The sequence below is a fragment of the Ferribacterium limneticum genome (assembly GCF_020510565.1).
Taxonomy (GTDB): domain Bacteria; phylum Pseudomonadota; class Gammaproteobacteria; order Burkholderiales; family Rhodocyclaceae; genus Azonexus; species Azonexus limneticus_B.
In genome coordinates, this window is the sequence record NZ_CP075189.1 from 398,237 (window position 1) to 411,692 (window position 13,456).

At 63.9% G+C, this 13,456-nt stretch carries 14 protein-coding genes; 10 read left to right on the forward strand and 4 right to left on the reverse strand.

Annotated features, from left to right (window positions below):
* The first annotated feature begins 58 nt into the window (after positions 1–58).
* Positions 59–1,939 carry an MFS transporter gene (locus tag KI610_RS01995; protein ID WP_226497029.1) on the forward strand — a complete coding sequence of 627 codons (1,881 nt, stop codon included), beginning with the start codon at positions 59–61 and terminating at the stop codon, positions 1,937–1,939.
* A gap of 199 nt (positions 1,940–2,138) precedes the next feature.
* On the opposite strand, the gene KI610_RS02000 is transcribed toward KI610_RS01995, so the two are convergent.
* Positions 2,139–3,602 (reverse strand): hypothetical protein, encoded by a 1,464-nt coding sequence (locus KI610_RS02000; protein WP_226497030.1) that lies wholly within the window; start codon positions 3,600–3,602, stop codon positions 2,139–2,141.
* A gap of 65 nt (positions 3,603–3,667) precedes the next feature.
* Between KI610_RS02000 and KI610_RS20000 the strand changes: the two genes are divergently transcribed.
* The 9 genes from KI610_RS20000 to KI610_RS02040 all read left to right on the forward strand — a co-directional run bounded on the left by KI610_RS20000 (position 3,668) and on the right by KI610_RS02040 (position 10,744).
* Entirely contained in the window at positions 3,668–3,799 is a 132-nt protein-coding gene (locus KI610_RS20000) for a hypothetical protein (RefSeq protein ID WP_264179171.1), read from the forward strand.
* A 658-nt stretch (positions 3,800–4,457) separates the two neighbouring features.
* Positions 4,458–5,231 carry a hypothetical protein gene (locus KI610_RS02005; protein WP_226497031.1) on the forward strand — a complete coding sequence of 258 codons (774 nt, stop codon included), beginning with the start codon at positions 4,458–4,460 and terminating at the stop codon, positions 5,229–5,231.
* Between the two features lie 166 nt (positions 5,232–5,397).
* A complete protein-coding gene (locus KI610_RS02010; RefSeq protein WP_226497032.1) occupies positions 5,398–6,357 on the forward strand; it encodes a PEP-CTERM sorting domain-containing protein in 960 nt (319 codons plus the stop codon).
* A gap of 131 nt (positions 6,358–6,488) precedes the next feature.
* Entirely contained in the window at positions 6,489–7,379 is an 891-nt protein-coding gene (ubiA, locus tag KI610_RS02015; RefSeq protein WP_226497033.1) for a 4-hydroxybenzoate octaprenyltransferase, read from the forward strand.
* A complete protein-coding gene (locus KI610_RS02020) occupies positions 7,376–7,798 on the forward strand; it encodes a cytochrome c (RefSeq protein WP_226497034.1) in 423 nt (140 codons plus the stop codon). Before ubiA ends, KI610_RS02020 begins: the two co-directional genes overlap by 4 nt.
* The gene (locus KI610_RS02025; protein WP_226497035.1) at positions 7,795–8,385 is read left to right on the forward strand and encodes a cytochrome c; all 591 of its coding nucleotides are present in this window, start codon (positions 7,795–7,797) and stop codon (positions 8,383–8,385) included. The genes KI610_RS02020 and KI610_RS02025 overlap by 4 nt, the downstream gene beginning before the upstream one ends.
* Positions 8,382–9,845 carry a 4-hydroxy-3-polyprenylbenzoate decarboxylase gene (ubiD, locus tag KI610_RS02030; RefSeq protein ID WP_226497036.1) on the forward strand — a complete coding sequence of 488 codons (1,464 nt, stop codon included), beginning with the start codon at positions 8,382–8,384 and terminating at the stop codon, positions 9,843–9,845. The genes KI610_RS02025 and ubiD overlap by 4 nt, the downstream gene beginning before the upstream one ends.
* Positions 9,842–10,333 (forward strand): GNAT family N-acetyltransferase, encoded by a 492-nt coding sequence (locus tag KI610_RS02035; protein WP_226497037.1) that lies wholly within the window; start codon positions 9,842–9,844, stop codon positions 10,331–10,333. Before ubiD ends, KI610_RS02035 begins: the two co-directional genes overlap by 4 nt.
* A gap of 3 nt (positions 10,334–10,336) precedes the next feature.
* Positions 10,337–10,744, forward strand: a complete 408-nt coding sequence (locus KI610_RS02040) for a DUF4870 family protein (protein WP_226497038.1) — start codon at positions 10,337–10,339, stop codon at positions 10,742–10,744.
* Between the two features lie 3 nt (positions 10,745–10,747).
* Here the strand turns inward: KI610_RS02040 and KI610_RS02045 are convergent, their stop codons facing one another.
* The 3 genes from KI610_RS02045 to dacB are packed head-to-tail and all read right to left on the reverse strand — an operon-like array spanning position 10,748 to position 13,354.
* Positions 10,748–11,200 (reverse strand): CopD family protein, encoded by a 453-nt coding sequence (locus KI610_RS02045; RefSeq protein WP_226497039.1) that lies wholly within the window; start codon positions 11,198–11,200, stop codon positions 10,748–10,750.
* Positions 11,201–11,220: 20 nt separating this feature from the next.
* Entirely contained in the window at positions 11,221–11,922 is a 702-nt protein-coding gene (locus KI610_RS02050; RefSeq protein WP_226497040.1) for a hypothetical protein, read from the reverse strand.
* Positions 11,915–13,354 (reverse strand): D-alanyl-D-alanine carboxypeptidase/D-alanyl-D-alanine endopeptidase, encoded by a 1,440-nt coding sequence (dacB, locus tag KI610_RS02055; protein ID WP_226497041.1) that lies wholly within the window; start codon positions 13,352–13,354, stop codon positions 11,915–11,917. The genes KI610_RS02050 and dacB overlap by 8 nt, the downstream gene beginning before the upstream one ends.
* Between the last annotated feature and the right edge of the window lie 102 nt (positions 13,355–13,456).

A 13,456-nucleotide genomic window follows, 5' to 3' on the forward strand; every position in this document is an offset into this window, starting at 1 on the left:
TGAAATCCTTTCCTTCTACGGCTGTTCTGGTCAGTCATATTCTTGCTGCGAGCCACGCATGAGCGGTCAATTCGGACTTCTGAAAACCCGGCGTTTTGCGCCTTTCTTCGTCACGCAATTTCTTGGCGCCTTCAACGACAACCTGTTCAAGAACGCGCTGGTCGTCCTGCTGACTTTCCAGGCGGCGCAATGGACGACGCTCAAGCCGGAACTGCTCGCCAACATGGCGGCGGGTGTGTTCATCCTGCCCTTTTTCCTGTTCTCGGCGACGGCCGGGCAGCTGGCCGACAAGTTCGACAAGGCGATGCTCGCCCGCCTCGTCAAGGTGCTCGAAATGGTCATCATGGGTGTCGCGGCGGCCGGCTTTTTCATGCACAGCCTGCCCGTGCTGATGGGCGCGTTGTTCCTGCTCGGTTGCCATTCGACGCTGTTCGGGCCGGTCAAGTACGCGATCATGCCGCAGCATCTGCACGAGGATGAGCTGGTCGGCGGCAATGCGCTGATCGAGGCCGGGACTTTCGTCGCCATCTTGATCGGCACGCTGGCGGGCGGCCTGTTGGCCGGTTCGGTCGAGTATCCGGCCTGGATTGCGGTCGGTGGTTTTGTCGTGGCCCTGGCCGGTTACCTGACCAGCCGGGGCATTCCGACCGCGCCGCCGCCGGCGCCGGAACTGACGATCAACCTCAACCCGCTGTCCGAAACCTGGCGCAACATCGCTTTTGCCCGGCAGAATCGCACGGTTTTCCTGTCCATCCTCGGCATTTCGTGGTTCTGGCTCTACGGCGCGCTCTTCCTCGCCCAGTTCCCGGCCTACGCCAAGTTCGTGCTCGGTGGCGGCGAGTCAGCGGTGACGATGCTGCTGGCCACCTTCACGGTCGGCATCGGCATCGGCTCGATGCTTTGCGAGCGGATGTCGGGCAAGCATGTCGAAATCGGCCTGGTGCCTTTCGGTTCGATCGGCCTGACGCTGTTTGGCCTCGATCTGTACTTCGCCTCGCCGGTCGGCCTGCCCGGCACGACGCCGCACGAACTGCTCGCGCTGCTCAGCATCCCGGCCATCTGGCGTGTGCTGTTCGACCTCATGATGCTCGGCGCCTTCGGCGGCTTCTTCATCGTGCCGCTCTACGCGCTGGTCCAACTGCGCAGTTCGCCCGAACACCGGGCGCGCATCATCGCCGCCAACAACATTCTCAATGCCCTGTTCATGGTCGTCGGGGCGCTCGGGGCGGCCAGCCTGCTTGGCGCCGGGCTGTCGATGCCGGCGCTGTTCGGCCTGGCGGCGCTGCTCAATGCGCTGGTGGCGGTTTATATCTACGGGCTGGTGCCGGAATTTTTGCTGCGTTTCGTCGCCTGGCTGCTGGTCAAGGCGGTGTACCGGTTGCGCACCGAGGGCATCGAGCACATCCCGCAGGAAGGCGCCGCCGTACTCGTCGCTAACCATGTCAGCTTCGTCGATGCGGTGGTGATCATGGGCGCTTCGCCCCGGCCGGTGCGCTTCGTCATGGACCATCGCATTTTCAAGACGCCGCTGCTCGGCTTCATCTTCCGCCATTGCGGTGCCATCCCCATTGCTTCGGCCAAGGACGACCCGGCGATGATGGAAGCGGCTTTCGCCGAAGTCGGCAAGGCGCTGGCCAACGGCGATCTGGTCGGCATCTTCCCCGAAGGACACATCACGCGTGACGGCCAGTTGCAGACCTTCCGCCCGGGCATCAGCCGCATCCTCGCGGCCAATCCGGTGCCGGTCGTGCCGATGGCGCTCAGCGGCCTGTGGGGCAGCTATTTTTCGCGCATCGACGGCGAGGCGATGAAAACGCCGTTCCGGCGCGGCGTGTTTTCGTCGATCAGCCTGCATGTCGGGGCGCCGATATTGCCGGAAGAAGCCAGTCCGGCGCACTTGCAAAAGGTGGTGGAGGCGTTGCGGGGAGGGCGGCTGTAAGAAGCTGTTCGCGATCTATTGCTTGTCATGCAAACCCCTCCCCAGCCCTCCCCTTGTCAGGGGAGGGAGCCTGATCTCGCGCGATTTGGGGTACTCCTCCCCTGACAAGGGGAGGCCGGGAGGGGTTTCGGTCTTTTCAATTGAAATGGCTTCTCGGTTTTCAAAAGATATTGGACAGCCTCTAAGGCCTGCCCTGCCGTCAATACAGCCGAATCGCCGAGTCGAAATACCAGGTCCGGCGAATCTCGACAACGTCGTAATCGCGGCCAAGGGCAGGCGAGAAGGTCTGATAGGGCGCAAGACTGTGCACGATCTCCCGTATCGCGTTGTCGATGGCGGGCACACCGCTGGACAGCACAAACGTCACGGATTCGACCGAGCCGTCGCTGCGAATGGCTACCGTGACCAGCGGCTTGGTGTGCGGCTGCCTGACCAGCTCGCGTATCGATTCGAAGGCCGGGCTGAAATGAATCTTCCGGCTCCAGGCTTCGGCGTACAGGATGAGTTCGGCGTTGGGGTCGGCTCGCCCGAAGAGCCGGCCCCGGCGCAGGGAGCTGGCCGACGGTGAAAGGCGGTTTGTTGCCTCCGCCGCCTTGCGGCGGTCGGCTTCCTCGTTGAGTTGTCGTCCAATCGCCCGCAGCTTGGCGTCCCGTCTGGCAGCCTGCTCGCGCGCCTCACGCTGTGCCGCTTCCTGTCGTGCGGCTGCTTGTCGTTCATTCTCCTGACGCTCGGCCGCCACGCGCTCAGACTCTGCACGGGCGGCTTCCTGACGAGCGGCCTCTCGGCGTGCAGCTTCCTGGCGGGCGGCAGCTTGCCGTTCGTTCTCCTGACGCTCGGCCGCCACGCGCTCAGACTCTGCACGGGCGGCTTCCTGACGGGCGGCCTCTCGGCGCGCAGCTTCCTGGCGGGCGGCAGCTTGCCGTTCATTCTCCTGGCGTTCGGCGGCCAGTCGCTCGGTTTCTGCCCGGGCGGCTTCTTGACGTGCGGCCTCTCGGCGCGCTTCTTCCTGGCTGGCTGCAGCTTGTCGTTCGTTCTCCTGTCGTTCGGCGGCTAGGCGCTCGGCCTCGGCCCGGGCGGCTTCCTGCCGTGCCGCTTCACGTTGCGCTGCTTCCTGTCGGGCGGCGGCTTGCCGTTCGTTTTCCTGACGTTCGGCGGCCAGGCGCTCGGCCTCGGCCCGGGCAGCTTCCTGCCGCGCAGCCTCACGGCGCGCTGCTTCCCGGCGGGCGGCGGCTTGTCGTTCGTTCTCTAGGCGCTCGGCGGCGAGGCGTTCTGCGTTTGCTCGTGTTGTTTCCTGCTGCGCGGCTTCCAGTCGGGCCGTTTCCAGGTGGGCCAATTCTTGCCGGGCGGCTGCCTGTCGCGCATTCTCGAGGCGTTCGGCCTCAAGTCGCTCGCTTTCCAGTCGTGCGGCTTCCCGCTGCGCAGCTTCCTGCCGGCTAGCTTCTTCGCGCGCTGCATTTTCGGCAGCCGGGGTTGGCTCGAATGGCGCGGGAGGCACGGTGAACTCGGGTTCCTTGGCGTGCTCCATGGCGATTACGGTTGGAAATGGCTTGGCCGGGGGGGGGGAAACGGTCGGTATCTTGGCCGGGGCAGCGTCGTTTGTTGGCGGGCTGACATTCGCCGTCGGCGGGCTCGGCGGCAGGATTGCAGTGGCGGCTTGTGCCACGGGCGGCTCGGGAGCTTTGAGTGCCACCGGCTCGGCTGCGATGGTGGGCTCGATTACTCCGGAGGGTGACGGAGCAGGAGCAGGAGCAGGAGCAGGAGCAGGAGCAGGAGCAGGAGCAGGAGCAGGAGCAGGAGCAGGAGCAGGAGCAGGAGCAGGAGCAGGAGCAGGAGCAGGAGCAGGAGCAGGGGGCGGCGTAATGGCTGGCTTCGCTACAGCGACCGGTGTAGGTGCGAGTACGACGCGCAGATCAGGTACTTCGATCCGTCGAGCTTGCCAGGGAAAGGCGAAGCCGGGCAGCCCGAATTCGTCACCGCCAAAGGTCAGGCTCAGCAGCATCGCATGGAACAGCAGCGAAAGCAGCATCGGCAGATAGAGTTGCCGATCATTCCGAATCTGGCGCCGGGCACGCTGCGGGCCTGAGTGGGCAGGATAGCTGTCCGGCGCCTGACGCGGGGAGGAGGGCGGTTCCGGCGCGGCGTCGGGCGTTGTCGAACTCAAGCGCACCCCGCCATCGTGGTCCGGGCGCGGGGCGAGCGGCGGGCTGTCCGCCGGAGCGGAGCGCGCCAAGCTGGGTCGGTAGCTGACTTGGCGAGCGCGCTCTCGGTCGCGGCCGAGTTTTCGCAGACGCCAAGATCAGCAGGTGAGTTGATAGTCATGCACTGATTATGTGGTCAGAATCATGCCGCCTGCAACGATGCCATGGTGTTCCATTCGACTCGGTGGCGCTGGTGGCGATTTGGCCGAGCCCTTGATTACCCTTTCAATTTGGGCCAATTTTTCCGGTTGACCGTGGCATTCGGCTTCAGGGCCGTGGCCTCCCGTTAAAATAGCGTTTTCCCATCGATTCCATTCGCCATGACGACAGCCGCCCAGATTCCCGCCGATCAACTTGCCAAGCTGGCCAGCGCCGATATCCAGCGGCTGGCGGCGCGTATGGCGCAGGACGTTTTTGCCGGGGCCTTCCGTCAGGCGGCGACGGTCGATGCGGCGCCGAATGTGGCGGTGCTTGGCGAGGTGGCGGCGCACTGTTTCGACTGGTGTCAGGCCGCAGCCAGCGACGAGGCGCGGGCGCTGCGTCTGGCCATGCTGATCAGCGGTCTCGATCAATGGGGGCTGGCTTACACGCAGGCGTTCAATCTCGATGCCATCCATTCGTTGACGGCGCTCATTGGCGGCTTGCGCACGCGTTTGAGTGCCCGCGACGACACGCTTTTTCAGCAGTATTTCGAGCAGATCAACGATGTTGAGTCCGATGCCATCGACTTCAAGGTCGATCTGCGCCGCGGCATTCACCTTGCCCTGTGGCACGCCATGGCCGCTTGCGAAACGGCTGAGCAGGTGCAGGGTATCGTCCTGCCGCTGGGCAGCATGATGGTCGCCCTCAACGAACAGATGCCGGAACTCGGCTGGCGCCTGCTGGCCGATGCGCTGGCCAATATCCAGATTTCGCTGCTCTCCGATCTGGCGCCGAAATCGCCGCTCGCCCAGGACGGCACGCAGCAGCTATTCGCCTCGCTGCGCCACGCCTTGCCCGCCGAACGCTACCAGGCCATCCTCGCCCACGCCGGGCAGGCGGTGGTGGCGTGGCAGCAGGCCGTGCGCGTCAACGGGACTGAACAGCGCCACTGAGCGTGAAGTTTGGGGGCGGCTGACAACCGTCCCGGTTTCAGGCCAAGACCGTTCCATTGCCTGCACGGGCAGGCGGCTGATGCTCAATGCGTAGCCTTATGGCATAATGCCGGCCGCATGCGCTGCGGGGCGCGACGTCAATCAGCTAACTTCCCAGAGGGTTTCCATGTTGGGCAAAAAACTTCTGGCTGCCGCCTTGGTAGCCGTTGCGGCCGGTGCCGCGCAGGCCGAAACGACTTTCCACTACTTGGCCACCGCCGAGGAGCACTTCACCGGGCTTTCCAATTATCTCGATCCGGGCCTGATGACCAGTGGCCCATTCACTACCGGCGGCCTGCAGACGGCCACCGCCGGCGCTGTTTCTGCCTCTCTGAATGCCTGGGCCGATCCGGTGAGCGGCTTGTTCAAGTCTTATACCAGCATCAACATGAGTGGTGCGCAGGCGACGAATATTGCCACGGCCTCCGTGCGCCTCGACGTGACTGATACCCTCCGCTTTTCCGGCCCGGGCAGCACGGTCGATGTCACCTTCACGATGAACTACGACACCACTTTTTCCGGCCTGGGCATGGCGCCGTTTCAACGAGTCGGCCAGCTGAGCCATTTCATGCAGGCTTGGTCCGACCGCAGCGTGAACCTGACGTATCAAGTGGCCAACCCGACCTACGATCCGACTGCAACTTGTTCGGGCGGCGAGATGGGCTGCCCGCCGGAGGCCCAGCCGTTCAACACGGTGAGCGAATATGCCGGCGAGACGCTGTTCAAGGAAGTGGCGCTGGGCGGCCCGAATGGCATTTATACCAATGGCGATGCCGACAACGGCCATTATTCGGGCGTCGTCACCTTGACCGCCACGGTGCCGACCGAAACCGATATCACGATGACCTACTTCGGCTTCAATTACAGCGCCTGTTTTCACCTCGCCAGCTGCGCCCTGGAAAGCAATGCCCTGCATTCCGACTACCTCGGTCTCAAGGTCGATGGTGGCACCTATGCCTCGGCCAGCGGCTATCAGTATCTCGGCATGGCGGCCGCCGTTCCCGAGCCTGAGTCATACGCCATGCTGAGCGCCGGCCTCGGCCTCATCACCCTGGTTGCCCGGCGCCGCTCACGCTACCCGCGCTGAATCGGCTATTTTCGGCAATAAAAACGGGAACTGCGGTTCCCGTTTTTATTGCCGGTTTTTCGCTGATTCATTGCGGCAACCCACCCCGGCGAACGACGTCAGGACCGAGTCGGCAAGGTAAAATGGCGCCCATGAACTGGCCAGCCCTCAAGGAAAAACTCGATCTCTACGAAAAGCTCATGCGGCTGGATAAGCCCATCGGCATCCTGCTGCTGCTCTGGCCGACGCTGTGGGCGTTGTGGCTGTCGGCGCTGGGGCGGCCGAACTGGTGGGTGGTCTGGGTTTTCGTTCTGGGCACCGTACTGATGCGCTCGGCCGGCTGCGTCATCAACGACTACGCCGACCGCGATTTTGACAAGCACGTCGAACGGACCAAAGAGCGCCCGCTGACCGCCGGCAAGGTGACGACGAAGGAAGCATTGGCGCTTTTCGCAGGTCTGTCGCTGCTCTCCTTCGCGCTGGTCCTGCTGCTCGGCAACACGCTGGTCATCTGGCTGTCGGTGCCTGCGCTTTTTCTGGCGGCCAGCTATCCATTTACCAAACGCTTTCTGGCCATTCCGCAGGCTTACCTCGGCATCGCCTTCGGCTTCGGCATCCCGATGGCCTACGCGGCGCAGGTCGGCGGCGTGCCGGCCGAGGCCTGGTGGCTGCTGCTCGCCAACGTTTTCTGGGCCGTCGCCTACGACACCGAATACGCCATGGTCGACCGCGAGGACGACCTCAAAATCGGCATCAAGACTTCGGCCATTACCTTCGGCCGCTTCGACGTCGCGGCGGTCATGGCTTGTTATGCGGCGACGCTGGCGATCATCGGTGGGATCGGCTACAGCCTGAATCTCGGCTGGGCCTTCTACGCCGGACTGGTTGTCGCCGCCAACATCATGGGCGTGCATTACACCTGGATTCGCGGCCGCGAACGGATGCGCTGCTTCAAGGCCTTCCTGCACAACAACTGGGTTGGCCTGGTGATTTTCATCGGCATCGTCGTCGACTTTGTGGTTTCCGGAAGGGGCTTCGGATGAAGGCTTTCATTTTTGCCCTGTTTTTCGTGTCGACCGTGGCATTGGCCGAAGACACCCGCCAACTGGCCAAATTGCCCGAACCGGCGCAGGAATCGCTGCGGCAGGAGATGCTCGACAATCTCGTGGCGGTCAATGAAGTGCTGTCCTTGATGGCGGCCGGCAAGGTCAGGGAAGCCGGCGAGGCGGCCGAGGCCAAGCTGGGTATGTCGGCTATGGGCAAGCATCGCAGCAAGCCTTTTGACGCCCGGCCCGGTCCGCACATGCCGCCGGCCATGCACGGCATTGGCATGGATGGCCACAAGGCAGTCAGCGAATTCGCTGCCGTCGCCAAGACCGGTGACCGCGACAAGGCGCTGGCTCTGCTGCCCAACCTGACGGCAGCCTGCGTCGGCTGCCACTTTTCGTATCGCACGCGATGAAACCTGCCGCCGTCTTCCTTGGGCTGGCCTGCGTCGTGCTGGCGCCGGGGGCGCTCGGTACTACGCAGGCGACCGGGAAGGCGGTGGTAGTGAAAAAGGCGGTTGCAGCAAAAAAGAAGCCGGTGGTCAAAAAAACAGTTGCCGCAAAAAAGACGACGCCAGCCAAGATGGTTCAGCCCGCGCCGGTTGCCCTGCCGGCCGCGCCCGACAATTTCAACGACGAACGCGAGCTGATCAGGATGCCGTCGCCAGCCCGGTTGGCCTTGCGCGCCGAAATGCGTGACCGGATGGCTGCTCTCGACACCGTTCTGCAACGCTTGAACGAAGGTCGGGTTGTAGAGGCCGGGCAGATAGCCCAGTTTCGCCTTGGCGTTGCTGTATGGTGGAATCACACCAAGCTGCCGGCGAACACACAACCAGAGCAGTACATGCCGCAAAAAATGCAGGATCTGGCGCTCGATGGCTACATGGCCGCCAGCGATTTCGCCACTGTCGCGCTGACCGGCGACCAACAAACCGCCACCGCCATGCTGCCGCAATTGACCGGCAGTTGTGCCCAATGTCACCAGGCTTACCGAATCCGATGAAATATCACGATCTGCGCGACTTCATGTCGCAACTGGAAAAGACCGGCGAACTCAAGCGCGTCGGCATCGAGGTCGATACCCGCCTCGAAATGACCGAAATCTGCGACCGCGTGCTGCGCGCGGAGGGTCCGGCCATTCTGTTCGAGAAGCCGAAAGGCCACACGATTCCCGTGCTGGCCAACCTGTTCGGCACGCCAAAACGCGTTGCGCTTGGCATGGGCGAGGAGTCGGTGCAGGCCCTGCGCGAAGTCGGCAAGCTGCTGGCGTATTTGAAGGAACCGGAGCCGCCGAAGGGCCTCAAGGACGCCTGGGACAAGCTGCCGATCCTGAAGCAAGTCATGAACATGGCGCCGAAAACGGTGTCGAGCGCACCTTGTCAGGAAGTTGTCTGGGAGGGCAAGGATGTCGATCTGGCCAAGTTTCCGATCCAGCATTGCTGGCCGGGCGACGTCGCGCCGCTGATTACCTGGGGCCTGGTCGTCACCAAGGGGCCGCACAAGAACCGGCAGAACCTCGGCATCTACCGCCAGCAGGTGCTCGGCCCGAACAAGGTGATCATGCGCTGGCTGGCCCATCGCGGCGGGGCGCTGGATTTTCGCGAGTTTCAACTGGCCAATCCGGGGCAACCGTTCCCGGTCGCCGTCGTGCTCGGCTGCGATCCGGCGACCATCCTCGGCGCCGTGACGCCAGTGCCCGATTCGCTGTCCGAATACCAGTTCGCCGGCTTGCTGCGCGGCGGCAAGACCGAGCTGATCAAATGCCTCGGCTCCGCTTTGCAAGTGCCGGCTTCGGCCGAAATCGTGCTGGAAGGCGTCATTCACCCCGGCGAAATGGCGCTCGAAGGGCCGTACGGCGATCACACCGGTTACTACAACGAGCAGGCCGAATTCCCTGTATTCACCATCGAGCGCATGACCATGCGCAAGAACCCGATCTACCACAGCACCTACACCGGCAAGCCGCCCGACGAACCGGCGGTGCTCGGCGTGGCGCTCAATGAAGTCTTTGTGCCGTTGCTCCAGAAGCAGTATCCCGAAATCGTCGATTTCTACCTGCCGCCGGAAGGCTGCTCGTACCGGATGGCCATCGTCAGCATCAAGAAAGCCTACCCCGGCCACGCCAAGCGCATCATGTTCGGCATCTGGAGTTTCCTGCGCCAGTTCATGTACACCAAGACGATCATCGTCGTCGACGACGACATCGACATCCGCGACTGGAAGGAAGTGGTCTGGGCGATGACGACGCGCATGGACGCGACGCGCGACACGACGCTGGTCGACAACACGCCGATCGATTACCTCGATTTCGCTTCGCCAGTGGCCGGCCTCGGTTCCAAGATGGGGCTCGATGCGACCAACAAGTGGCCGGGAGAAACGACGCGCGAATGGGGGCGGCCGATTGTCATGGATGACGGCGTGAAGAAGCGCGTCGATGCGATGTGGCAGGAGCTTGGCTTATGACCGTCAAAGTCGTTCCGCTCGATCTGCACGACCTGGCCCAAGCTGAAATCTGGCTCGGCCTGCTGGACCACTACGCGCAGGACCCGATGGGCGGCGGCGACGGCCTGTCCGACTACGCCAAGCTCAATCTCGTACGCACCATCCGCGAAGTGCCCGGCTTCCACGGTGCGCTGGCCTGGCTCGATGGTCAGGCGGTCGGCCTGATCGACTGCTTCGCCGGCTTTTCCACCTTCGCTGCGCTGCCGCTGCTCAACGTTCACGACATCGTCGTGCTCAAAGGCCGGCGCGGCCAGGGCATCGGTCAGGCCCTGCTCGCCTGGGCCGAACAACGCGCCCGCCAGCTCGGTTGCTGCAAGCTGACCCTCGAAGTGCTGTCCAACAACACGCGGGCGATGGCCTCCTACCAGCAGGCCGGCTACGCGCCGTATGTCCTCGACCCGGCAGCCGGCAACGCGCTGCTCATGCAGAAAATCCTTCCGGAGGCGTAAACCATGCAGGAACCCGTTCCCCAGCCCGACTTGCAGGGCGTTCGCCCATCGCTCGTTCAGCTCACCCATTTCATCTACGGCCTGCACGCCATTGCAGTGCTGGTCGGCATCACCTCGGCGGCGACGGTGGCCGGCGGTTTCGTCTTCGGCCTGCCGTCGCTGTGCGCCGTCTTTCTCAACTACCTCAAGCGCAGCGACGTTAACGGCACCTGGCTGGAAAGCCATTTCCGCTGGCAGATCCGCACTTTCTGGTTCACCTTCCTTGGGCTGGTTTTCTACGGCCTGCTGGTCATCACCATCATCGGCATTCCACTGGCCTGGATATTAATCGCCGTGCTCGGCCTGTGGGTGGCCTATCGTGTCGTGCGTGGCTGGATTGCGCTGTTTGGCGTCAAGCCCGTCGACAACTAAGACTTAAAAACCGACGCCGAAACAGGCAACGGCCACGGTCAGCACGCCCAGCCCGAGATTGAGGGCGACCCGCTGGCGGATGGTGTTCATCGCCGTCCCGGCCGCCGGCCAGTCCTGTGCCGCGACGCCGGCCTGCAGCCTGGCGAAATGGCGCAACGCGATGTCGACGAAGATGATGGTCATGACCAGGCCGCTACTCAGCATGACGTGCCAGTGCAGCGGGGCGTTGGCAAAGCCGACGTTGAGCATGCGCGCGATGCCGGAGAGCAGGATCAGGGCGATGGCGACGGCGACGATCCGGAAGAATCGGCCAAGGACCCCGGCCAGCAGCGGCAGGCGCTGGGGCGGCGGGAACTGTTCGGCAGCCACCGGGCGCAGGCAGAAATGGGCGAAGAACATGCCGCCGATCCAGACGATGACGCCGGCCAGGTGCAGAAAGAGAAGTGTCGAGCGCATGGTGTTTTCCAGTGGGGTGGTCAGGGTTGATTGAGGTATTGCCGGAGCATGGCTAGCGACCGGCGGTAGCTGTGGGCGATCTGTGCCGCCTCGTAGCGATGTTCGGCGCCGACCGGGCAGGCCTGGCGGGCCAGGCAGCCTTCGGCGCAGCGGGATTCGGCCTGCAGGCGGAAGCCGCTGCAGACTTGCAGGCTGAACTGGCCGCCGGCCAGTGCATCGGCCGGGCAGGCCGTGATGCAAGGCGTCGACCGGCAGTCGAGGCACGGGTTCCCACGGTCAACCGGAAAAAACGGCTGAAATTGAAAGTCGATGAGTACCGCCGCCCGGTAGGCGTACCAGCTACCCCACTCGGCGTCGATGCCGACCATGAAGGGTGAGGCATGGTGCCAGCCGGCGAGCTTGCCGAGCGCCTGTAAACCGACCGGCTGCTGGCCCGGATAAAGGATGCGGTAGGCCGGGCTGGGCAGGTGTTCGACCAGCCAGGCTTCGACGGTCCGTACGGTGTAGTCGTCAATCGGGTGCTCGCTGACCATGCCGCTAGCCTGCACGCGTTCCCAGAGCCGCCGGCCGCCGTGGCCGAGCAGGATGAGCTGGCGGAAGCCGGTCGTATCACCCAGGGTTTTTCGCGTTTCCTCGGGTAGCCAGTCCAGATCGAAGACGAATTGCCGGTTGAGACCGGCCTCGGCCAGCGCTTCCCCCGGAAAAGGTGGGCGCTCACTCATTTTCAAGGACCGGCATTTTCTCGCCGACGCGGCGCTGGGCGACCCAGACGAGCAGGGCGTCGATGGCCGCACTGCCGGCCTGGGCTCGCGGGTGATTGATCAGGAAGGTGACGGCATGGCGCCGGCCCTGGCCGTCGAGGGCATAGCCGGCGGCGGTCTTGACGCCGTCGAGCGTGCCCGTCTTGATGTGGGCGCGGCCGGTGGCGTCGGAGCCGTTGAGGCGTTTCTTCATCGTGCCGTCGATGCCGACGATGGGCATGCTAGCCACAAATTCCGGCATCACCGGGCTCTTCCAGGCGTCGAGCAGCAGGCGGTTGAGGCTGTCGGCGCTGATCCGCTCGATGCGCGATAGGCCTGAACCGTTGTCGAGAACCAGTTCGCCAAAATGCAGGTTGCGTGCCGCCAGCCAGTCGGTGATGCGCTGGCGGGCGCGTTCGGCGGTGGCTGGCGCAGAATCGTTGCCGATGGTCAGGAAGACCTGGCGGGCCATGACGTTGTTGCTGAACTTGTTGATGTCGCGCACGGCATCGGCCAGCGGCGCCGATTCGTGCTGGGTGAGCAGTTTGGCGCCGACTGGCACGCTGCCGGGGCGGACCTGGCCGATCAAGGTGCCGCCGAGTTCCTTCCACAGGGCGCGGATCAGGCCGCTGGTCTGCGCGTCGGCCGGCAGGGGCGACAGGCTGAGTGGCTTTTCGCCACACAGCGCGGCGTAGCTGCCGGTGAACTCCAGCCGGTTGCCGTTGCTTTCGGGAATCAGCCGGATGCTGATCAGATCCTTCCAGTTGCTGCCGCAGGCGCCTTCGCCGGCGCGCAACTGGTTATCGACGCGCAGGCCCTCGCTCGGCGTTTCCATGAGCACCCGCGGCTTGCCGTTGTCCGGTTGCAGCGTGAGGCGCAGGGCGCGGAAATTGAGCAGAAAGCCGTCCGGTCCGACGTTGTAGGGCCGCATCGGCTTGTCGTCGAAGGCGCCGGGGTCGATGGCCGGGATGTTGAAGACGCTGCGGTCGAGGACGATGTCGCCATCGATCCGGCGAATGCCGCGGACCTGAATCTGGCGGAGCAGGGCGGTCAGGTGTTCGATGGCGAAGCGCGGGTCGCCGCTGCCGCGGATGTACAAATTTCCGCTCAAATTCCCGTCGACCGTAGCATTCTCGGTCCACGCCGTGGTTTTCCACGTGTAGGCCGGGCCGAGCAGGTCGAGGGCGGCGTAGGTGGTGACCAGCTTCATGACCGAAGCCGGGTTCATCGCGCGGCTGGCGTTGTGGGCAACCAGCGGCGCGCCGGTATCGACCGGGTGGACGACAACGGCAACGCTGGCGGCCGGAATCTGCGCCGCCTTCAGGGCCTGCAAAACACTTGGAGGCAGGCCATCGGCTAGCGTGGACAGACTGAAAGCCGAGCAGGCAAGTGCCGCGAAAATTCTAAGAATCATTGGGATTTGGCGACGAAATGGCGTAAGCGTTCATTTTAGCCGGCGCCGTACGCTGGGGGGTGGTTGATTGATTTTATTAATGTATTCATGCGCTTATCGTTT